This window comes from Dictyobacter vulcani, assembly GCF_008974265.1.
Lineage (GTDB): Bacteria > Chloroflexota > Ktedonobacteria > Ktedonobacterales > Ktedonobacteraceae > Dictyobacter > Dictyobacter vulcani.
The window spans coordinates 759,663-780,952 of the sequence record NZ_BKZW01000001.1; the positions used below are offsets into that span (position 1 = coordinate 759,663).

19 protein-coding genes are annotated in these 21,290 nt (G+C 47.6%); 8 read left to right on the top strand and 11 right to left on the bottom strand.

What is annotated here, in order from left to right:
- Positions 1-58: 58 nt before the first annotated feature.
- Together hutU and KDW_RS03175 are read right to left on the bottom strand one after the other, a co-directional pair.
- Positions 59-1,714 carry a urocanate hydratase gene (gene hutU / locus KDW_RS03170; protein ID WP_151754619.1) on the bottom strand — a complete coding sequence of 552 codons (1,656 nt, stop codon included), beginning with the start codon at positions 1,712-1,714 and terminating at the stop codon, positions 59-61.
- 50 nt (positions 1,715-1,764) lie between these two features.
- On the bottom strand, positions 1,765-3,066 hold the full coding sequence (locus KDW_RS03175; RefSeq protein ID WP_151754620.1) for a formimidoylglutamate deiminase: 1,302 nt from the start codon (positions 3,064-3,066) through the stop codon (positions 1,765-1,767).
- 287 nt (positions 3,067-3,353) lie between these two features.
- Between KDW_RS03175 and KDW_RS03180 the strand changes: the two genes are divergently transcribed.
- From KDW_RS03180 to KDW_RS03195, 4 genes are all read left to right on the top strand, one after another.
- On the top strand, positions 3,354-4,055 hold the full coding sequence (locus KDW_RS03180; protein ID WP_151754621.1) for an IclR family transcriptional regulator: 702 nt from the start codon (positions 3,354-3,356) through the stop codon (positions 4,053-4,055).
- 221 nt (positions 4,056-4,276) lie between these two features.
- Positions 4,277-4,663 carry a FixH family protein gene (locus KDW_RS03185; protein ID WP_151754622.1) on the top strand — a complete coding sequence of 129 codons (387 nt, stop codon included), beginning with the start codon at positions 4,277-4,279 and terminating at the stop codon, positions 4,661-4,663.
- Positions 4,664-4,812: 149 nt separating this feature from the next.
- Positions 4,813-5,895, top strand: coding sequence for a sensor histidine kinase (locus tag KDW_RS03190; protein WP_151754623.1), 1,083 nt, complete (start codon positions 4,813-4,815; stop codon positions 5,893-5,895).
- 5 nt (positions 5,896-5,900) lie between these two features.
- On the top strand, positions 5,901-6,635 hold the full coding sequence (locus KDW_RS03195) for a response regulator transcription factor (RefSeq protein ID WP_151754624.1): 735 nt from the start codon (positions 5,901-5,903) through the stop codon (positions 6,633-6,635).
- Positions 6,636-6,733: 98 nt separating this feature from the next.
- Here KDW_RS03195 and KDW_RS03200 read toward each other — a convergent pair whose 3' ends face one another.
- Both KDW_RS03200 and KDW_RS03205 read right to left on the bottom strand, forming a co-directional pair.
- Entirely contained in the window at positions 6,734-7,195 is a 462-nt protein-coding gene (locus KDW_RS03200; protein WP_151754625.1) for an LLM class flavin-dependent oxidoreductase, read from the bottom strand.
- Positions 7,196-7,251: 56 nt separating this feature from the next.
- Positions 7,252-8,067: a PhnD/SsuA/transferrin family substrate-binding protein gene (locus KDW_RS03205; RefSeq protein ID WP_162004905.1), complete on the bottom strand. Its 816-nt coding sequence runs from the start codon at positions 8,065-8,067 to the stop codon at positions 7,252-7,254.
- Between the two features lie 840 nt (positions 8,068-8,907).
- Between KDW_RS03205 and KDW_RS03210 the strand changes: the two genes are divergently transcribed.
- The 3 genes from KDW_RS03210 to KDW_RS34810 are packed head-to-tail and all read left to right on the top strand — an operon-like array spanning position 8,908 to position 10,399.
- Entirely contained in the window at positions 8,908-9,108 is a 201-nt protein-coding gene (locus KDW_RS03210) for a hypothetical protein (RefSeq protein WP_151754627.1), read from the top strand.
- A 47-nt stretch (positions 9,109-9,155) separates the two neighbouring features.
- Entirely contained in the window at positions 9,156-9,722 is a 567-nt protein-coding gene (locus tag KDW_RS34805; RefSeq protein ID WP_162004906.1) for a putative sulfate exporter family transporter, read from the top strand.
- A gap of 14 nt (positions 9,723-9,736) precedes the next feature.
- Positions 9,737-10,399 carry a putative sulfate exporter family transporter gene (locus KDW_RS34810; protein ID WP_162004907.1) on the top strand — a complete coding sequence of 221 codons (663 nt, stop codon included), beginning with the start codon at positions 9,737-9,739 and terminating at the stop codon, positions 10,397-10,399.
- On the opposite strand, the gene KDW_RS03225 is transcribed toward KDW_RS34810, so the two are convergent.
- The 3 genes from KDW_RS03225 to KDW_RS03235 form a co-directional block, all read right to left on the bottom strand.
- A complete protein-coding gene (locus tag KDW_RS03225; RefSeq protein WP_151754630.1) occupies positions 10,280-11,293 on the bottom strand; it encodes a hypothetical protein in 1,014 nt (337 codons plus the stop codon). The two genes, KDW_RS34810 and KDW_RS03225, sit on opposite strands and share 120 nt — an antisense overlap.
- 359 nt (positions 11,294-11,652) lie before the next feature.
- On the bottom strand, positions 11,653-12,339 hold the full coding sequence (locus KDW_RS03230; protein ID WP_151754631.1) for a plasmid pRiA4b ORF-3 family protein: 687 nt from the start codon (positions 12,337-12,339) through the stop codon (positions 11,653-11,655).
- 23 nt (positions 12,340-12,362) lie between these two features.
- A complete protein-coding gene (locus KDW_RS03235; protein WP_162004908.1) occupies positions 12,363-12,989 on the bottom strand; it encodes a calcium-binding protein in 627 nt (208 codons plus the stop codon).
- 392 nt (positions 12,990-13,381) lie between these two features.
- Between KDW_RS03235 and KDW_RS03240 the strand changes: the two genes are divergently transcribed.
- Complete coding sequence (locus tag KDW_RS03240; protein ID WP_151754633.1) at positions 13,382-13,600, top strand: type II toxin-antitoxin system HicB family antitoxin; 219 nt, start codon at positions 13,382-13,384, stop codon at positions 13,598-13,600.
- Positions 13,601-13,646: 46 nt separating this feature from the next.
- Here the strand turns inward: KDW_RS03240 and KDW_RS03245 are convergent, their stop codons facing one another.
- The 4 genes from KDW_RS03245 to KDW_RS03260 all read right to left on the bottom strand — a co-directional run bounded on the left by KDW_RS03245 (position 13,647) and on the right by KDW_RS03260 (position 21,289).
- Positions 13,647-15,071, bottom strand: coding sequence for a tyrosine-type recombinase/integrase (locus tag KDW_RS03245; protein ID WP_151754634.1), 1,425 nt, complete (start codon positions 15,069-15,071; stop codon positions 13,647-13,649).
- 91 nt (positions 15,072-15,162) lie between these two features.
- Positions 15,163-16,503, bottom strand: coding sequence for an integrase catalytic domain-containing protein (locus KDW_RS03250; RefSeq protein ID WP_151754635.1), 1,341 nt, complete (start codon positions 16,501-16,503; stop codon positions 15,163-15,165).
- A gap of 1,091 nt (positions 16,504-17,594) precedes the next feature.
- The gene (locus KDW_RS03255) at positions 17,595-18,188 is read right to left on the bottom strand and encodes a hypothetical protein (protein ID WP_162004909.1); all 594 of its coding nucleotides are present in this window, start codon (positions 18,186-18,188) and stop codon (positions 17,595-17,597) included.
- A gap of 29 nt (positions 18,189-18,217) precedes the next feature.
- Positions 18,218-21,289: a HEAT repeat domain-containing protein gene (locus KDW_RS03260; protein ID WP_151754637.1), complete on the bottom strand. Its 3,072-nt coding sequence runs from the start codon at positions 21,287-21,289 to the stop codon at positions 18,218-18,220.
- Position 21,290: the final 1 nt, after the last annotated feature.

Here is a 21,290-nt window from a genome sequence, read left to right on the forward strand (position 1 = left end):
TGGAACTACTGAAAGATAATCTGCGTTCAATGAAACGTCCTTTCTGACACCCGGGAGATTATCCTTGCATCGGGATCTTTACATGATATTTTTGCGCGTGTGTCACGGCCTCTTCATAACCAGCATCAACATGGCGGATGATGCCCATACCAGGATCATTGCTGAGAACGCGGGCGAGCCGTGCCGCTGCTTCTGCTGTGCCATCTGCCACGCTTACCTGTCCGGCGTGCAGTGAGTAGCCGATACCAACACCACCGCCATGATGCAGAGAGACCCAGGTAGCACCAGAAGCGGTATTGACCAGCGCATTGAGGAGCGGCCAATCAGCAATCGCATCACTACCATCCTTCATGCCTTCGGTCTCGCGATAGGGTGAGGCCACCGAGCCACTATCGAGGTGATCACGTCCAATTACAATGGGTGCTTTTACAATCCCTTTCGCCACCAGTTCATTGAAGGCCAGACCTGCTTTGTCACGTTCACCATAGCCAAGCCAGCAGATACGGGCAGGTAGGCCCTGGAACTGAACCTTCTTGCGCGCCAGTGTCAACCAACGTTTCAGGTGCTCGTCTTCGGGGAAGAGTTCCAGCAGGACCTCGTCTGTGCGGTAAATATCCTCGGGATCGCCTGAGAGCGCCACCCAGCGGAACGGCCCTTTCCCACGGCAGAAGAGCGAGCGAATATATGCTGGTACAAAGCCCGGGAAATCAAGGGCGTGCGTTTCGCCTGCCTCTAATGCCTGCCCACGCAGGTTATTACCATAGTCAAACACAACCGCACCACGTTTCTGGAGATCCAGCATCGCGCGCACGTGGACCGCCATCGATTCTTTCGCACGCCGAATATAGGTCTCTGGATCCTGTTTACGCAGGTCTTCAGCCTCCTCCAGGGAGAGGCCAGCCGGAATGTAACCATTGAGAGCATCGTGGGCCGAGGTTTGATCGGTGACCATGTCTGGAATAATATTGCGCCGAACCAGTTCAGGATAGATCTCTGCGGCATTGCCCACCAGGCCGATTGAGATTGGCTGACCCTTGTCACAGGCCTCATGTACCCGTACCAGTGCCTCATCCAGCGTGTAGGCAATCTCATCACAATAGCCAGTGGCAACACGGCGCTGGATATGTGACTCATCGACCTCTACAGCCAGACAGACACCATCATTCATGGTCACCGCCAATGGCTGAGCACCACCCATACCACCCAGACCGGCGGTCAGCACAAATTTCCCTTTGAGTGAGCCGCCGTAATGCTGGCGGGCCGCCTCCGCAAAGGTCTCGAAGGTTCCCTGCAGGATTCCCTGAGAGCCGATATAGATCCAGGAGCCAGCGGTCATCTGTCCATACATCGTCAGGCCCAGAGCCTCCAGACGACGGAACTCTTCCCAGTTGGCCCAGTGGGGCACCAGGTTTGAATTGGCGATCAAAACACGTGGCGCATCAACATGGGTACGCATAATTCCGACTGGCTTGCCCGACTGCACCAATAGGGTCTCATCGTTCTCCAGTTGTTGCAATGAGCGCACAATCATCTCATATGCTTCCCAGGAACGAGCGGCCCGGCCTGAACCACCATACACCACTAGATCGTCTGGACGTTCCGCCACATCGGGATCCAGGTTATTCATCAACATGCGCATGGCCGCCTCTTGTTGCCAGCCCTTGCAGCTAAGAACTGTACCCCGCGGCGCGCGAATCTGTGTTCGCTGTGACATATTTCCAGTTTCCTTTCACTGGTGAAATAACAATGTAGACACAAGTTCTCTCAACACCAAGCCGACCAGACCTTCTGGCCTTGAACCCATGTTTGCTTGATGACCTGGCTTGAGGAAACACCAAAAAAGAGCGTATCTAACACATCTTCAGACGTCCAACCAGCCAATGCTGGCGTATTCAGATCGATAGCAATAAAATCGGCTGCCTGCCCGGATGCAATCTGCCCACTTTGTAATCCTAACGCCTGAGCACCAATTTTAGTGCCATATGAAAAAAGCAAGGAACCAGGTGAGTCCAACTCGTCAGGGACCAGGACACGACGACGCTGATACCGCATGCGGGCTGAATATTCAGCCCAGCGTAGTTCTTCAAACGGATCAAGGCGTGTATTGCTATCAGAGCCAATGGCCAGTGGAATGTTGGCCTGGCGCAACTCATTATACGGGGCAATGCCATCGCCTAGATCACCCTCGGTCGTGGGACAGACACAGACAGTGGAACCTGCTCGCGCCAGGAGTTCTATCTCCTGCGCATTGGCATGGGTGGCATGTACAACCGTTGTTAGATGACTCAGGGCTTCGCTGCGCTGCAACAACTCGATTGGTGTACAGCCCTCAGCAGCCAGGCATTGTTCGATTTCAGCCTGTTGTTCATCAGCATGGATATGGAATGGAAGGTGGTACTGGCGACTATAGTTTGCGATGGCACGAAGCCAATCCGCAGGGACGGCCCGTACCGAATGAGGGGCGACTCCGAAAGGAATACCAGTTACGCGCAAGGCCTCGGCTCGTGTGAGATATGCATCAAGCGAGCGATCACAGAAACGGCGTTGATACGTATCGGGAGGTTGATGAAAATTCCCCTGCGCATAGGCTGTGAGCAGTAAGACGACCCGGATACCTGCATCACGCCCGGCCTGCACTACCATTTCAGACAGGATATTGGAATTCTCATAAGGCTGGCCGTCAGGCTTGTGATGCACATAATGGAATTCACCAACGCTCGTATAGCCGGCTGCCAGCATCTCGCGGTAGACCTGCAATGTTTGCTCGTAGATCAGATCAGGGGTCAGACGCTGAACTGCCGTGTACATCGCATGGCGCCACGTCCAGAATGTATCATTGGCTGAGAGCCGACGATGGGTATGGCCACGCAACGCCCGCTGAAAAGCATGACTATGTGTATTAACAAAACCAGGCAACAATACCATGCCCGGTAACACCTCAGTTACCTCTTCCCCACTCTCTCGATCAGTAATTGAAAGAATGAATCCCTGATCGGAGATATTCACAACCTGGCCGGACATTAAACCTTGCGGCGTATAGACATAATCAGGAGCAAGACGCTTCATTGAACCACTCCATAGCCAAAGACTATAGCTGCTTATCCATACAATTATTCCATTGAGTGAAAGTTAGTGTCACTTAATGAAAATTTAACATGAAGCGCAGGTACCTGTCAAGGTCATAAACAACGCAATCGAGTAGCCGGATTGCTTTCTTGACGCTGGCACAAAATATATGCTATATTGCCGGGGTTGAGATCTTCTTTTCATTCAGTGAAAATCGTACTGTCTCATAGAGAGACGTGGCGTAATGTATTGAAGGACGCCCCTGCTCGCACAACAAGGAGCACACATTGAAAGAAGCCCTGGATATGACCCAGGCCGTTGGTCCGGTCGAAAGAGTTCTTCACCTCCTGATCTGCTTCCAAACCCATAACGATGGTTTATCCCTGACTGAATTAGCAAAGATGACCAATCTTTCTCCGGCAACCGCCACACGCCTACTCAGGGTCCTGGAACGCTATGAATTTATCCACCGGGGTCCTGACCGCCTCTATCGTCTGGGTCCACAGGTCATGCAACTGGGCCTGGCAGCGCTGCAAGACATGTCACTATATGAAGTATCTCGTCCGCACCTGCGTCAACTGGCCGAAGAGACTGGTGAGAGTACCCATCTGGGCATCCTGCTGGGTGAAGGTCGTGTGCTCTATGTTGATCAGGTCTCTAGCCGTCAGGCGGTTCAGGCTGGCAGGTGGGTAGGCAGAACCGTACCGGTCAGCAACACCGCCATCGGCACCGCCATCCAGGGTCATGTTGACCAGCATGGCTATGTCGCCCGCCGAGACGCTGTCGAGCCCGAAGTCTCCTCTGTAGCCGCCCCTATCTACGACCAGACCACGCACATTGTGGGAGCCATCAACGTCATCGGCCCCACCTATCGCATCTCCGACGAACAATTGACCCACATCGGCACCCTCGTCGCCGAGCACGCTCGCCAGATCTCCCTCGCACTCGGTGCTTCAATAGACATCATCACATCAAAAGAAATCATATGATAGTATCTGCAATTCATAGGCTGATAGCCACCATTCTACAATTGGATGCGCGCGAACCATCCGGGTGGGATGGAGGACACATTCCCGACGCGGTTCATATCCCACTATGACTTGTTGAAAGCGAACAACATACTTTCCATTTTTTCACCCGTTTGAGAAAGTGCAAACTTAGTGATACTATTAGGATCGAGGATTTTTTCTTGTAAACATGGTGGAGTAGTATGCACATCAGACCATTTTTCTGGTTCGTGTTGCTGATAGCATGCGTAAGCACATTAGCGCTGGCTTTTTTTTATCAGCCTTACTCACCTGCATTTCTGCAGGTACACATAACACAAAAACAATTTGTATCAACCGGTCAATCAAGCTTAGAATTGCATTTCTCTGATCCTGATGGCTTACCTATCGATCAAGCTCAGGTCATACCCAGCGCGCACATGACAAATATGGATATGACTGCCCTGCAAAGTAACGTGGTGCCCCATGGACATGGGATCTATGAAGTGAAGCTCGCTCTGAATATGTCTGGTCCCTGGTCCATCACCGTCAAGGCACAGGCACAGGGTTTTATACCCCAAAAGCAAACATTACAAGTGACAGTGCTTTGATATCTTTCTTTCCATTGTGCGGCAGCATAGTACACCATTATTCATTCTTATAAACCGTTTCACATCTGTTCTATGATAAAATCAGGGCAATACAAACAATACCCAGCAGGAAAACAACATTGAGGACTAGAAGGTGAGCCATATTTTCAGTGAATAAATTCTTCCATTTCCTGACTCACTGGCTTAAAAGCTGGCACTTATCTTTATTTGAAAAGGTGATTCTGGCGAATAGCTTTATGCTTATTGGAGAGGCGCTGGCTGCTCTCTGGGTTACCAGTCATCAACTTGAGGCCCATCATTATCTCATCGATACAATCTTCATTCTATTAGCTACGCTCTTTACGCTTTTCGTCAATATTTTTTTATTGCGCGCTAGCTTTCAGCCACTCTTTGAATTGCTCAATACGATTCGGGCAATTGAATCCGGCAAAATGCACCAACGTGCAACGATTTCAACCGCTTCCAGGGAGATTGGTGAACTGGCACGATCTTTTAATCGTATGCTGGATCGCCTTGAAGATGTACGACGTGAGCAAACACAAGTTATTTTACAAGCACAGGAAAATGAACGCCGACGCATTGGTATGGAACTACATGACGAAGCAGGACAAAACTTGACAGCATTACTCATTCATGCTGAAGTACTTCATCAGCATTTCCATCAACTTACTACATCAGAACAAACAATACAAACAAAAAAAGAATTAACTACGGAGCTACAACATCTGGTACATTTAACTCAGCTTTCCCTGGAAAATGTACGCATCCTGGCTCAGCAGTTACGCCCCAGTGTGTTGGATGATCTCGGGTTACTGGCAGCCCTTCACTGGTTAGGCGAGGACAGTGGACAGCGTTTACTTCTCCAGGTCGAGTTAGATTTACAAGTACATGAATCGCTCGCTAAACGTTTATCTCCAGCCTATGAGACCGCTCTTTTCCGCATCGCGCAAGAAAGTCTGACCAATGCTGCTCGACATGCCCGGTCTCAAACAGTGTTTATTTCCCTCTATATACAGCAACAACATATTTATCTCATAATTCAAGATGATGGAATTGGCTACCAACCATCCCAAAAGATGGGAAATGGGGTCTTAGGTATGCGCGAACGTGCAACCTCTTTAGGAGGAACGCTTACGATCACCCCTCATCTGGAGGGACTGGGAACAACTGTACAGGCGATTTTACCTCTCGCACCAGATTTTATTGCGGTTATAAAGGATAATAAAGGATAAGATGTATGGCAGGCGAGAACCAAGCACACGCAAAAATTCGGATTCTCCTGGCCGATGATCATGATTTATTACGCCAGGGTCTAAAGTTGCTATTTGAAGCTCAATCAGATATGGAGGTAGTCGGAGAAGCCCGTACAGGCAAAGAAGCCATCTCTCAGACGCGGTTACTAGCCCCTACTGTGATCGTGATGGATATTAGTATGGCAGATATGGATGGGCTGGAGGCCTGTCAGTACATTCGTAAGCATTATCCCACCACTCAGGTGCTAATACTCACTATGCATGAGAGTGAGGAATATTTCTTGCATGCGTTGCGAATTGGTGCTGCTGGCTATCTCATTAAGAGAGCGGCTCCAGGCGAATTGAGCACAGCCGTACGCACGCTAGCACAGGGAGAAGTCTACCTTTATCCAGGCCTGGCGAAAACACTTATTCGGGCCTATATTTCTACCCATAACCAGACAGGAATTCTTCCTACCAGAGGGCAATGCAGTGGGAAAGAAACACACATCTCACTAGGCCATGCATTAGATGTACTCACACCACGCGAAGTTGAGGTACTAAAGTTTGTAGCAGAAGGCAAAACGAATCAGGAAATTGCTGATATGCTGGTACTGAGTGTCAAAACAATTCAAGCTCATCGGGCCAATGTCATGGAAAAGCTTGGCCTTCACAATGTTACTCACCTGGTTCGCTTCGCCATTTATCACAACTTGATTCCAGCAGAACCCTACTTATAACCAGAGAAAACACAATAAAGAGCTATCAATTTCAAAATCACAAAGATTTTGGGTGAGGTAATAAGCCATGGTGGCAGGCTGTCTCCCCTTGGTGCGGTCTACAACCATTTTGAGCCGTGTTTCCTGCAATCACTCCTTCTTTCACGTCGGCAACCTTGTCTACTCCACGTACCTCGCTGCCAAGTTGCATATAACGTGCCGCAAGTGATCGTGCGGCGCGTCTGTTCTTGCGCTTCTCGTTCAGTTTCAGCAGCATAGACAAAGCGTAGGACGGAAACAAAGCCTGATTTCACGCCCAACGTATTCTGATAGCGGCTTATGATTTTTTGATGACGTGAAACTGGCCCCACCCTTGGAACGAGGATCTGACACCCAATCTGTCCCGCTACTTCAGGAGTCCCATTCCCAGCAGCCAACCAGAGCAGTTGACGCGCATTCTGAACGGGCCGGGGATGAATATCAACACCTTTATACTGGTAGTATTTCCCTTCGAACCGGTACAACTCTGGCACCTCTTTACCGGGAAGGATATCAAAATTATAGAAAAGCGAGAAACGCATAGCTTCCCTCCACCAATTCTTCCTCACGTAACGTGCGAATTACAAGTTCATCAACGCTAACCGATACCAATATCTTGCTGCCTAGTATTCAGTAGCATACGAGGATTGCTACCATCCTCAATACTTCTGCGTAAGGATTGAGAGTACATGCTGGAGACAGGATGAAAACGCTCGATCTGTCCCTCCCGCAGTTGCTGCGCGAAGAAGGGGTCCTGATGTATGCTCAGGAGTGCTTCCTGGACTCTGAGCTTTATCGAAGGTTCCAGGTGAGCAGCCAGCACGACAAGGGGACTGGTGGTATAGCTATATGTGCCGATAACATGCAATTGCGCAGCTATGTGTGGGCTGTTACGCCATGTCAGTTCCAGCATCCGGCCCTCGATGGCGCTTGCATCCACCTTGCCATCCAGCACTAATGGCATTGATTGGGCCTGAGAAGTGGTTTCAACCATGTTGCAGAAATGTATCGGCAAGATACCTTGCTCGTCGCGAAACTGATCCTCTACCTGAGACATCCCCACATGATACGCCCAGGTGGCATATTCCAGATCACTGAGCGAGGTGAGGTCACTTTCTTTGCGGACGATAACATCAAAAAAGGTGGGCATGAAATCTTGTTCGTGCTCGCTCGGCTGCAGCGGCATGGCAATCAACTCGGCCGACTTGGGATAGAGGCTCTGGAGTTGGAGATAAGCATTCGCACTCATAAAACCGGCATCAGCATATCCTCCCTCGAAATCATCCAGGCTCTCTCCGTTCAAAAGAATAGTTGGTATGTGTAATACACGTTCAATGTATTCTGTAATGTACTGATAGGTCTTGTACATTGTCGGCATCAGAAACGTCTCAAAAATAATAGTGGTATCATTCATCGGCTGTCTCCAGGAGAGAAAGAGCCAGACACTCTTTCTACTGCAAAATTTATGCAAGAAGCGTCTCGCAAACATATCTTCTCAAACAGATTTTCGGGTTCCGTCAAGCTCTTGCGTATAGAACTGAGAAAAAGCTATACATTCGCTAAAAAACGATGGCGAAAGTAAAAGCGTAAGACGGTCAGCAGGAGGGAGACAACTACCAACAACAGAGACAAACGAAGTAATAATGGCAGTTTTGACGAAGATAAAGTGTAGCAACAATGCATGCCTGGTCCCATAAACACCAACACTGATGGGGGCGATGCTCCATAGCGGACGTGTTCTTACCCACGGTAACATGACACGATGCATGTGTAGGTTCAAACGATACCGTTTCATGTTCAAATCCTGCTCTCAATGCCTCTGACAGTTGTTTTCAATGTGCCGGGCAATTATTTCGATTAAATTGATCAACAATGTCAAGTATAGAAAAGAAAAAAGATTCTGTCAAGCTTCTTGCGTGCATGCGAATAAGAAGATAGACAGTATTTTTCATGCTCACGTCATTCATCCACCACTCAAAAAACAGTAGCAGTGGCATATACAAGTGGATATTCAGTGTAGCGCAAAATACACATGACCAGATTCATCATGGAGAAGATTTACCTGATAAAACGGGTTGACAAGTCAGCAATTATACGTACAATTATATATATGATATTCTTGATCTATAAAGTCAGGAATACCAGGTATACTGGCTTTCGATTCTCATGGTGATGATGGGTATCATTACAGATATTGGACCATCCTGGCCACATCCATGTTTTTATCTGGTGACACCTATGAAGGAGTGAAAAAATGACAACAGAAAGCACTGATGACAAGACAACAGCGCCAGTAGATGAAACAGCTCAGGTGCAAGAAGGCACAGGCGCAGCAATCCACGTTCCAACTCAAAACACCTGGTACAGGTATTTTAACGAAGATTGGCTGGCGACCCTATTTGGATTGCTGCTGGTCATTCTACTCGTCGTCGGTTTACTTCATTCTATTCCTTAATCTTTTTGTTGGCTCGTCCATCTGACAAACCAGTAAAGGAGAAAACTTTGAGCACACAACTCCGTGCTGAACCCGTTGCTAGCGGCCACCCGGCTGCGCGTGGCCTGGAATTTGTTATTTCGCTACTGATCGTCGTTGCTTTGAGTGTGGCAGTCTGGTGGTTGACGAAACAATTTCCACTGCTCTTCACCGGAAATCTAAACCGTATCTTGAAAACCATTGATTTCCCGGTCTATGCCATTATTCTCGGTTTTGTGGCCCGCAGCCTTTTGAGTCTGCTAGGTTTACAGGACCGGCTGTCGGGAGCCTTTCGGACCGAATTTTTTCTAAAAACCGGCGTTATTTTATTGGGTGCCAGTATCAACCTGGTCAATCTCGTCAAAATTGGTGTAGGTGGTATCATTCAATCGATTATCTTAATCATTACCGTTTTTTTCACAGCCTGGTTCCTGGGGCGTCTTTTTCGTCTGGATAATGTCTTGCGAGCATTGATCGCATCTGCTATCTCAATCTGTGGTGTAAGCGCATCAATTGCAGCAGGCGCAGTAGTACAAGCGAAACGTGAGCAACTTGCCTACGTGGGTGGTCTGGTTGTCATCTTTGCTATACCCTGATATTTCTTCAACCATTGATTGCCCATGTACTTCATCTCAGCCAGCCAGTGGCAGGTGCCTGGATAGGTGGCAGCATTGACACCAGCGCAGCGGTTGCAGCCAGCGGGGCCATTGCAGGCAATGTCGCGCTGGTCTATGCGACATCAGTAAAATTGGTTCAAAGCGCCTTTATTGGGCTAGTCGCCTTTCTCCTGACAATCTATTGGATCACCCGCGTAGAGAAAGGGAGCACACGTGAACGCCCTGCCGTGAGCGAGATTTTTACACGCTTCCCGAAATTTGTCATTGGCTTTATCGTGGCCTCCATTGTCGTAACGCTCCTGGCAAGCAATCATCTGCTTGGCTCAAGTCTGCACACAACCGCTATTTATGCTGATATTACATCTCTGCGCGTCTGGTTCTTCACACTGGCCTTCGTCAGCATCGGCCTTTCGTTCAAAGTGGCCGGTTTGAGGGAAGCAGGTTGGCGTCCTGTCGTTGTCTTTGGGTTAGGCGTTCGTTGGAGGTTAGAGATAGCTTATGAGGCAGTCCATTGCCTCATAAATAATCTTACCCATTCATGCAAGAGACAGGTGCGCAACGATCATCATCAGATTCATCTCAAAGCCCTTGAGGGCTTCTTTCCCAACAAGAAAAGAGATGAAGAATATGGAGAGGAGCCAGCGTTCTTCTACTAAGATTTTTCGTGAGGCAATGCGCAGTCGAGATGATGACGTTTGAGGGGATGTGAGACCCGCATCATCCAATGCGAGAGGAAGCAGATGTTCGGCACCCAACTGATGTGCCCAATACGTAAACCGTACCAGATCAAACCGGGGTCCCTGCACTTTCAAGATGCCGAGCAGGTCATTCCATTCCCCATCGTTGACCATTCCATCAGGACGAGTAGCAAGCTCGCGAGCACAACGTACGAGCTTCCAGACCGCCATTTCCAGGGCAGATGCCACCGGGAAGGGCTCGTAGCGTTCGTCAAGGGGTAGAGAAACAAGCGTCACTTGCATTGCTTCGTCGAAACCAGATGTTTCAGGAAAAATGAGATCCAGTTTCATCAGCGTTCCCAGGTGGAGCAGGGACACTGTTCTTTTCTCCATAAGTGCCTGCTGAATCTCCTCAGGTTCAACCAGATAGGTTTCAGAGAGTGGAGCGAATATGGTGTCGAGAGAGAGCGAGCGGCTCTGCTGCCCAATGAGCACCAGGTCTATATCACGAGCACTCTGTTGCATTCCGTGCAAGGAGCTAGCGATAGAACCGCCGATATAGGAGGAGATGCCTGCTGCTTTGAGTGCCTGCATCACTGGCCAGAGAATAGCCGACAGATCAACCGCTTGCTCATGCCACAAGGGGTACTGCGTTAGAGCTCGTTGCACTCGTTGGCCAATATGATGCCCATAGCCACACGTGATGGTATGAATAGCCTCCATGCGGGCATCCTGTTTTGCATGCTGACCACTGAGCATACGTTGGGAGAGCGATTGGATCAGGTGAAAATGCTTCGATGCAGGAGCCTGCCGAATTCGCTCAATCAGATAGCGTTCTGCAGCCAGACTGGTATCAGGCGATTGTGTGCGCATGCTCTTCCTCCTTTTGCTCAAAGTGTACGCTGTTGTTGGTCGTGTGTCAATAACGAAAAACCATTTTTGTCTCTCTTGTATTTTCTCTCCAGATATAGTATGTCAAGACTTTTTGTATGTATTTCACTCTATTGAGGAAAAATATCCCAAAAGAGCAAAGCAATTAAGTGCTGGTGCCCAATGGTGAATGGGCATGGTCCATCTCTTGGCGATATTGAACATAGCCAGGTACACGACCTTGTAGACCACTTCCTCCGAGGGAAAAATGCGGTGATTACGCGTCACTTTGCGTAACGACATGGCCTTGCCCCGGAGAAATGGAAAATATAAACAGAGGCGGAAGAGCAAGAAACCGTACTTTACAACCCAGGCCCATCATACCCACACATTCCTACTCGCGGTGAATTTACCACTGGCAACAGCATCTCCTCGCCACATTCATGTTGCGGAGCACACAATTCACACAACCAGCCTCCTTCTTCGTAGATACATTGTGAGCAGATTTGTGTGGCTGGCTTGCCACAGATATCACAAGGAATCACAGGCAGAATATTGTGTGCCAGCAATTCGACAGCCTTTTTTTGCGGCACGCCTTCTCGTTCTGCTAGCACTTTTAAGCGCAGCTCCGTCGTTGTGCCAAAATCATACTCATGCACAAATTGGTCTCCGACTTCTAGAATCTTCCCTACCTGCGCACGCATACTTTTATCCCCAAACTCAGGATCGATATAGGATGAGTATGAGGTTCCATGGATCTCAAAGCGGCTCAGGTGACCACAACATTCCAACCAACTCTTTCGGAGAAAACTGTCGAGTGTTTGGAGTGATGCATCCGCGGGAATTTCCAGATGCATCCAATAACTCGGTACATCCAACCCCTCTGCTCGCAAATGGAAGAATCGGGCTGGCCCCGCTGGGGTTTTCCCGTGAGATGTCGCAAAAGATACGGCTCTCTGGGGACACGTTTCGAGATGTCGGGTCATGGCCGCTTTGCCAAAAACCTGCTGGCAGAAATGACAGGTGCCTTTTGTTGTTGTTCTCGCCATTCCTTCAACCTTCCTTCTTACCTCTAGCGATTGGCGAACCACATCGCATAATCTTCCACCAACTGTTGGGTTTTGATAGGCGCATCCGTGGCCTTTAGATCACACAAAGGAAGTTCACTGACTCCCTGTTTCATCTTCACCATCACAGTAGTGCCATACATCTCATCCAGGGAGGAGATGGCCACTACAGTGATCCGAGCTCCTTGACGAATCGGACCACGTTGATATTCTTGCACTATGGCGGCAAAAGGAAAGACCAGATGTTTCTCCAGATAGGCATGCCAGCTGCTAAGTACTGCGAAGAGGTCCTGACTTTCTGCCCGATTGACGATCGCTTGAATCCTCTGGCCTTGTGCTCCGCCCAGGTGCAACCAGTTCGACTGAGACGCAATCTTCGCGATCGTTGCGGTCACATCGCCCGGGTTGTCACGTACTGCACCTGGTTCTACTTCCACTAGAGACAGATTCATTTCTGACCAGGACAGTCCTTCTTCTTCACACCAAGCAATATGCTCTGGCGGTATCTTTTTGAGTGTGACACTATCCCATTGGATTGTTAACGTCTCCTCCTCTTCAAAGATGGCACTGATTCGTCCCTGCCACCCGCCAATATCGTTGCCTGTATCTGGATCGGCGACGCCAGATTTCACAACGATACTCTTTCCAATAACCCAATTGCTGCTTTCCATAACGCTTCCAATATTTCAATAGCGGTATTTTCCCTGATTTGGAATATTTTCTTCAAGTATACCATACAGGTGATTGTCTGGATTGCCTGTGCCAACAATAACTGTTTGATTGAACACTTTATTACTTTATTAAAATTTCAAAAAGTGAATACAGATTAGTTATGACTCAAATGCTTACTACCATATAACAGCTATATAACCTTCACTGATCCATAATATTTTTCAAAAGTTGACTTGAGAAAAAAAGAAGAAGCGGTTATACTGAAAATGATGACGCATCAAACGTTGAAATAGTAAGGGTGTGGGAATGCCTCTCAAAATCAAAAAGCTCAAAGCAGCAAGTGAGAAATCTCATGAAAACTGAGCCGCTGCGCTACTCCATGAACATCCAATGGAGCGAAGAGGATCAAGCATACATTGTCACAGTTCCAGAGCTTCCAGGATGCAAAACCCATGGAAAAACATACATTGAAGCCGTCAAACAAGGGCAGGATGCGATAAAAAGTTGGATTGAGGCAAACAAAGCATGGGGGCGTCCGATCCCTGCGCCAAGGATTACCATGACCGCATAAAATGCATACCACATACGATCAACAAGAGGCTGAAGAAGGAATTCCCTCAAGGTTTCTTCGCTTTTTGTTCTCTCTTGCCATCACTCATGCTCAGATATCGTTTGACAACAACACTTTCTTCTTGGCCTAACTGCTCCCGCAACGTGAACAGATCGCCACCTGCCTGCAGATAGCGCACCGCAAACGTATCACGTAACAGGACAGGGCCAACCTCTTTTCTCATGATCCCTGCTCGTTTCCTGAGTCGCCCAAACAACAGCGCAATGCCATTGCTGGTGAACGGGTGCCCTGTCTCAGAAAGAAACAGAGGCTCCTCTCCCACTCGTCTTCGCTTCACATCTTGTCCATTCTTCAGGCGATAATGATCCAAATACACGCATAGATGATGGAGTCCCTCATGCCCCAAAAGGACCCATCGCCGCGTAGAACCCTTTCCTCGTACTTTGAGTTTGCCTTGTTCACGATCTACATCTGAAAGGCGCATCCCGCAGACTTCTGCAGTACGCATTCCGGTCTCAGCAAGGATCCAGAGCACGGCTTGATTACGCGCCGCCACCTGATCTGCTCCTGTTGCCTTCTTCCCTGCAGGCTGACAGGCCAGCAACAAGCGTTCCCATTCCTCCGGTTCTACGAGGTGAAGAAGCCCAGGTTCCTCGTGGGGCACGTGCAGATGCACAAAAGGCGTCCGCTTCAGATATCGTTGCCGCCCCAACCACTGGCAAAAGGCACGAGCCGAGCGAGCATACGATGCGATAGTTCCAGCCGCGCGGAGCGTTCCCGTTGCCGTTGGTTGCTCACGAAGAAACGTGAACCAGTTCTGTACCGCTGCCGGGGTCATCTGATGGATGAGATCACACTGGCACTCGGTGAGCAGATACTGTTGGAACAAACGCAGAGCCGTCTGGTGCCATTCCAGCGTTTTTGGCCGTCGTTTGCCTCTGCGTTGTGCCTCAAGATAGTCCTGAATGGCTTGCTCAATGGAGAGCGACGCCCCTCTCTGGCGCGATGCACTACGGCGAACAGCGTTTTGTGATGGTAGACCTCCCTGCGCGTGCTCCTGGTCTGATAGAAGCGTATGCGGCCCGTTAGCGCTGACAGTTGTTTCCGGTACCGCCTTCGTTTTATCCGCAACTGGACAGAGAGAAGGTGTCTGTGGTTCTGGCGTTTGCTCCTGCAACACGGATCTCGCAAGAGAAACCGTGGCAACACGAACCGGTAGGTCTGGTTGGCCAACCGCTCCATCAAGCCTCTCTCGTACCGAAAGAGGACATCCATCTTCATACAGTATGTCCTCTTGCCATGGTCCACCACGTGTCTCTTGCAGGCAAACTCGTATCTTGCGCACACCTCGCTGCAACGTGCGCAGATGGAGTGGCTGGTAGCGCTCGGGAAACAGGCGCTGCAATTCTCGAAACATCTCGCCACAGTTACGCTCGGGTGAGCAATTATCCAGGATACGATCAGTTCCCACACGTCCTTGAATGGATCATGGCGCGTTCGCGGCCAGTCAAGGAGCGTCTGCAGTGAGGGTGGCTCATGCTCCTGCTCGTGCTGCTCCAGGATCAACGCCGGGGAAGGACATCGGATCCAAGGGATGCTGGAAGACAGCGTTTGACACAAAATCTCCGCACAGGAAGCGTCTCTTCCCCTCCAGAAGCGCCCTCTATGCAGGTAAAGAGCGCCTGCTGCATCTCTTTCACCTGCGCAAAGAGCAACACGGGATCGCATGCCTCAACCATCTGCATCAACGCGTGTTCCTTGGAGGCTGACAACACCTTGGAACGCAGAAGGCGTTGTAGTGGCGTCCTGGCCACATCGTAGACCAGGTGGACCTTTCTTCCATCGACCTGTTTCGCTTGTAATTTCATCGAAGGCTGAAAATAATTGACATAAAAGTGTAGCGCTCGGTAGACCTCACCCAGTTGCTGATAGGCCTGCATTCCAACCAACCGATCATACCCAACCACCTGACGTACGATAGAGCCATTTTTCTGCTCAACATAACACTGATCATTCTTGAGCGCCGGGCGCCCTCTGGTAAAGGTGATCTGCTCCTGCTCACAATAGCTCAGGACCGCCTCATTCATGAATTCTCCTCCATTATCTGTATCGAGCCCCAGGATGGGAAAAGGAAGGAACTCGCGTGCCTGTCGCAACGCGTCAAGAACACTATCCTGGCACTTGGACAGGAGGGGAAGGCATTCCGTCCATCCTGTGGCAATATCCGTAAGGGTCAACGTGTAGAGAAAACTTCCCCTGGTGTCCACACCGCCATGGGCCACCAGATCTGCTTCCAGAAAACCAGGTTGGGTCTCATTCCACTGTCGAAAGGTCCGGATGGGAATCTGTTGCTTGAGCAGTGTTCCTGGACGCGTCGTGGAGAGAGCAGAGGGACCACGCCCTCGATGCATACGCAGCAAGCGATCGGCCGTAGCGACACTCATCGTGAGGAGTTGGCTTCGATCTGTGTCACTCAGATGCAGGTGTCCGTGCCGCTCCAATGCTTCGACGAGCGTCGGCAAAAACGGCATAAAGCGCTTGGCAGCTATCCGATTCGCGGCATCCCACACCTGAACCAATGCCTCCTGGACCTCTGCGCCATACCGCCGTGGACGTGGGCGCACCGGAGCTGATTGCCCTTCCTCGGTATGATTCAACAGCCACATGGCATATGTACGATGATAACCTGTGAACTGGGTAAACTCGTCAAGGATGATTCGCTTCTGCGCCGATGTGGCCTGCCGATAGTGAGGCAACAATTGTTTGAGCACTTCACGCCTGGTGTGTAAACCCAGCCCGCCCCCCATCATCTTCCGTCCTTTGTAATTAAACCAGGTGGGCATGCTGGCCATTGACACGACAGCGTTATTTGCCTCACCGAAAAACTTCCTCTTGATAGACATTGTACTGGATCCTTTCCTGGCAAAGAAAGAGGATATATGAGAGGAAAAAATCGCTCAATAGGCAGAAGAAAAAATCGTATGAGGCCAGGCAAAGAGGAAGATTTCTAGTGGGGCAATGCGCCATGGTGGCAGGCTGTCCTCCAAAAACGCGGCAGGCTGTCGTTAGCCACATTTTCGGACAAAAAAAATCGTTTCCCTCAAGGACCCATCACGCGCACTTCTCGTGAAGTGGCTTGCCATCGGGCCTGAGAGAAACGTGAGTGCTGCTGGAGCGGGAGACGAGACTCGAACTCGCGACAACCTGCTTGGAAGGCAGGGACTCACAAGAACAACGCCCACTTGCTGTAAACCAGCCTCTCAGGCCAATCCATGTATGCCAATGTTCATATGAGCTTCATTGACATAGTATTTCACGAGAAATATGCCATTTTCAATTCTCTTATACATGAGCTTTTGAAAAAACCAGAGAAAATATTTCATCAAGCGAATCTTCTTATGCATGAGCTTTTACACCCAAGTAAAGTATGTCGCCAAAAATCCTACCCCTATTCGAGTTAATATATTTCCCAAGCTTTTTTGCCACTCAATGGATAATATATGTTCCGAGCTTCTATAGGCAGTATGATCTTCCTCAGAAGACTCTAGAAGCACTATAATCGATCACTCGCCTAATTTCAAGGCAGGCAGTATTTCCCAGGAGGACTTTTTGAAGAAAATCTTTTTTGGTCCCTCCATCACGATATACTTGTGATCCCCAGTTGGCAAACAAGAAGCAATATCACCATAAATAGCTTCTCGTTGCGATATACAGAGAGAATCATAAAGGCGTGGATAATCTAACTACGAGCAAAACGATTACCCAGTTTTGTTTCGCTTTTCTAGACAGTATAATGCATCCATTTCTGTAGAAGAAAAGAATGTATATAAGAAGAAAAATTCGCTCAATAGATAGAAGAATAGATTATGTGAGGTAAGGCAAAGAGGAAGATTTTTGGAGAGGTAATACGGTGCAACAGGAATAGGAGACACGCCATCGTATTCCATCCATATCTTTAGAACACAGCTATATAATATCAATTTCTCACATGCATTTATTCAAATATATCTTCTCTACTCCAAATCTGCAAACCATTCAAATCCAAATTCTTAAACTCTTCTTTTCTTATTAAAAATTGTTTAAACCTATCACTCGTAAGATCAAAACCTAACGCAGGGTGTAGTTTCCTAGATCCTCTTTTATGAGTAAAAGTATTATAGATTGCTGCCAAACCATTTTTTGGTAAAACTACTACAGCTTTAGGTATAAAAGGAGCATCCATGTTTTTACTATCGAAAAACACAACAGCATAGCGGTCCCAATTACGTTCTTTATCTTTTTCGGTTTTTGTTCTGATACTATGCGTATTTCCATCGTTATATATATATTTTACCTGTATTTTTATGTTCTCATTCTTATCATTGACTATAACATCGTAGTCAGCATTATCTTCTTTATCAACAATATCACCATCACATAGTTTTGCCACTAAACGTTCGCTAAACTTTGCAAGTGGATCACATTTCGATTGTGAACACTTTAAAGTTCTGAGGAATGTTAAACGCTGGGGCAAATATTCACTACAAGCCCTCATAAGTATATCTATATCTGGTATGTCTTCGTTATTGATTTTTTTGATCGGGTGCATATTACTACCAACTTAGAAAAACTAATTAATCAATCAAAATACACATCAAGATGCCAAATTATTTCGTCCGCTTGGTTTACTATTTTCGCATTCCCTTGGCGTGAATTTGTAAGCAGAATCTCGCCTTCTATTCCTTGATCTACAGGAATAGGTTTTTCAGCAAGAAAAGTTCCCCACCAATGACAAGAATCAAAGTTATCCTCAATTTCATAGGGATAGAGAAAAAATGTTCCTTTGATCCTCTCAAGTTTTTCAAAAGAAAAACATCCTTGTTCATACAAAAAATCGCCATTCCAGGCAAACCAAGATTTTGGCCACCCCTTGATAGTTTTTTCCCATTGTTCCTTGAGATGCTTAAGCATCCAATGGATCCATTGCCTCTCATAGGGAGCTAAATCTTTGGAATCAAGATCTGACTGTAGTTCAGCAATAACGGAATCGTTGCCGATCTGGGTAAGAGAATGAGCATACCGCCAAGCAAGTAGGCGCTGCTTATTATTTTTCCCATATGCTTTTCGTACGACTTCAAGATATTCATGTGACCATTTTCTCCGTTGCAATGCTATCCGTCCATTTGCTGCAGCTTCTCGCACTAAGGGATCAGCATCATTTGCGAGATAAATAGTAAGAAGTTGATGTGTTATTGTCTCATATATTTCTGCCAATGGAACCCACGCAAGAGCCTCTGCTGCTCTTCTACGCCATTCCATAAAGGGCGAATGGGCCCAAGTGATAGCCATCTGAAATAAAACATTTGGGGCTATCTGAGCCAAACTGCGGTATACAGCTCGCCGAACCAGGTAATTTGCATCACCAGTCAGGCGTAACAGGTGATTCGTTCGCTGTTGATGAGCGTAAAGTGGCAAGTGCTTTGCCCATCCAAGCACCTCTGCCAAGGTACGTCGTGTTTCTGGAGAAAACCTCTGCCATTGCCTTTCCCATGGCCATTCAATAAATGCATCGGGAAGGAGGTGAGCATAAGTTTTTAGCAATTCGATGGAGGGATCAAACATTGTTTGATCTATGAGTGTTAACCGAGAATCGAGTGCATGGCGCACCTCTTCAGATAGAGGATGCTGCTGATGAACATGAACCTCGTTGAGCGCACGTAATACAAAAGAGAACGCAACCCCCTCTCCTTGTTCTATCAAAGAAGCTATTGCTGGAGCAAAACTATGAGGATTTTGAGTGTAGAGCGAACAAAGTATGCTTACGGTCCCATATCCCATCCCCCTTTTTGCTTGACAATTCCACTGATCACCTACTGGATAGAGAGGTAGATACTTTTCAAGCAGTGATGGCATTTTGAACAGCACCCTTATATGTGTCAATGCCTCAATTGCACTTGTGGCAGTGTGCGGTTGGCCAGATTCAGCAAGGTGCCGCAAAAGCATAACAAGCTCAGGAGTAAACGACTCTGGTGTCAGGCTTCCAAGAATATGAACAAGATAACTGCGTTCAAGATCATTTCGCTCATCCTCATCTAAAATAGTGACGATTTGTGATTGATACTTTGAAGGCAATAGGTCACTGCTAGCAATCCCAAAAAGTGCTTGTAGAGCGACAATGCGATGACGCTCTAATTTTTCTTTAGCAATAGAATCAATAAGCATTTCAACGATGCCTGGAGTGTTGCGTTTCAAAAGACCTAAGGCAACGCTGCTTAGCATTTCCGATGTCTCTCGAGGTATTTCACCATCAAAAGTCATTCCGAAGTTGAGCAATGCATGAAATGTTTGAAGTGTTTCTGCGCTTTTTGACAGATTTACTGCACTACGACGGAAAGCAAATTCCTGACTACCAGTTTCTTTCGAGAGATTAATTGGTTCTGTAATCCAGGTAATTACTTGCTCTGGCAGACTTCGCCATTGAAAACAGGCAAGAAGATCCATAATTTCTTTGCGAACAAAACCACTCGTTTCTCGTACAACAGCTGTCTGAAACGTCGTATTTAAAAGAGCTGTTGAATCGCCAAGGTAAAGAAGCAAATCCCAAGCACGTTCTTTCTTATATGTTGTACTTGTCGCCCAGTAACTAGTGTTCTCTGTGTCCTGTTGTGCATCCTGATAAAGTAATTCTAAGGAAGTGGGAATATGCGAGAGTGGTATTCCTGCCAATTGCTGCGGTCTGATACATTCCAAAATACGAAGGTAGAATAAATACCGTATATGATTAGATTGTTCTCCATCTTCAACATAATATTTAAGCCATTGAAGAAGTTGCTGAAGAACACGAGGCTCATTACAACGTGATACAATTTTGCTACCCAAACAGATATCACCAACATACTTATCTGGATCAGATTCATATAAAGAAACGATTGCATCCCATATTGCCTTCTGTATTTTATTGTCAGTGACATAAGCATTTGCAATCTCAGTCAAAATTCCAAGAGCCAGCGTACGTGCAAAAGGAACATTATCTTCATTTACTGATGATAGGTGTTTTAAACTTTGCGTAATAACAGAAATAGTAGTAACATCCACAAGGTCAGAAAGGGCTCCAAGCAGTGGCAAAGTAATACGTAGAACAATCCGACGATGAAGTTCATTGAGCAAAAGCTGCCGATCGGGGCCCGGAATGCGCAAAGATCCTAGTGTTCGTAAGGCAGTATCCCCAAGCTCATCATCATACAATTGGGCAACCTTCCAAAGCTCGATAACTAAATCCTCACGTCTATACCCCAATGTGCTTATAATCCAACATATAAGTCGGGTTGGGTGTAAACGCAAAGCCATTACTAATCTATCGAGACTCGCCTGAAGTAGTTTTTGTCTAATATGATCGGGGTATTGATCGATCCATTCTTGAAGAATTTGATAGCAATCTCTTTGAGTTGTGGCTGCATTCTCTGGTAAATCTGGGGTAAGAATCCAGGGCAAAAGCTGCTGCATAATCAAACGAAATGCCTGTTCAGGCTCATCTCTGGTTATACTACTTAATTTTCGAAAAATATACTCTAATAAAACAAAGCTTTCTTGAGTTGGGTATTCCTTTATCAGGCCATAAACCTCTTGCAAAATATTAATAAAATGCTCGCTTATTTCTTCTTGAGTAATTTGTAATTTTACTGTTTGTATACGCTGCTCAAGGTTATTCATT

Excerpts from the sequence above, each read along its gene's own strand:
- hutU (WP_151754619.1), bottom strand. The coding sequence starts at position 1,714 with ATGTCACAGCGAACACAGATTCGCGCGCCGCGGGGTACAGTTCTTAGC.
- KDW_RS03210 (WP_151754627.1), top strand. The coding sequence starts at position 8,908 with ATGACAACAGAAAGCACTGATGACAAGACAACAGCGCCAGTAGATGAA.
- KDW_RS03250 (WP_151754635.1), bottom strand. The coding sequence starts at position 16,503 with ATGTCTATCAAGAGGAAGTTTTTCGGTGAGGCAAATAACGCTGTCGTG.
- KDW_RS03205 (WP_162004905.1), bottom strand. The coding sequence starts at position 8,067 with ATGAATGATACCACTATTATTTTTGAGACGTTTCTGATGCCGACAATG.
- KDW_RS03225 (WP_151754630.1), bottom strand. The coding sequence starts at position 11,293 with ATGCGCACACAATCGCCTGATACCAGTCTGGCTGCAGAACGCTATCTG.
- KDW_RS03200 (WP_151754625.1), bottom strand. The coding sequence starts at position 7,195 with ATGCGTTTCTCGCTTTTCTATAATTTTGATATCCTTCCCGGTAAAGAG.
- KDW_RS03240 (WP_151754633.1), top strand. The coding sequence starts at position 13,382 with ATGAAAACTGAGCCGCTGCGCTACTCCATGAACATCCAATGGAGCGAA.
- KDW_RS03195 (WP_151754624.1), top strand. The coding sequence starts at position 5,901 with ATGGCAGGCGAGAACCAAGCACACGCAAAAATTCGGATTCTCCTGGCC.
- KDW_RS03175 (WP_151754620.1), bottom strand. The coding sequence starts at position 3,066 with ATGAAGCGTCTTGCTCCTGATTATGTCTATACGCCGCAAGGTTTAATG.
- KDW_RS03185 (WP_151754622.1), top strand. The coding sequence starts at position 4,277 with ATGCACATCAGACCATTTTTCTGGTTCGTGTTGCTGATAGCATGCGTA.
- KDW_RS03260 (WP_151754637.1), bottom strand. The coding sequence starts at position 21,289 with ATGAATAACCTTGAGCAGCGTATACAAACAGTAAAATTACAAATTACT.
- KDW_RS03255 (WP_162004909.1), bottom strand. The coding sequence starts at position 18,188 with ATGCACCCGATCAAAAAAATCAATAACGAAGACATACCAGATATAGAT.
- KDW_RS03230 (WP_151754631.1), bottom strand. The coding sequence starts at position 12,339 with ATGGCGAGAACAACAACAAAAGGCACCTGTCATTTCTGCCAGCAGGTT.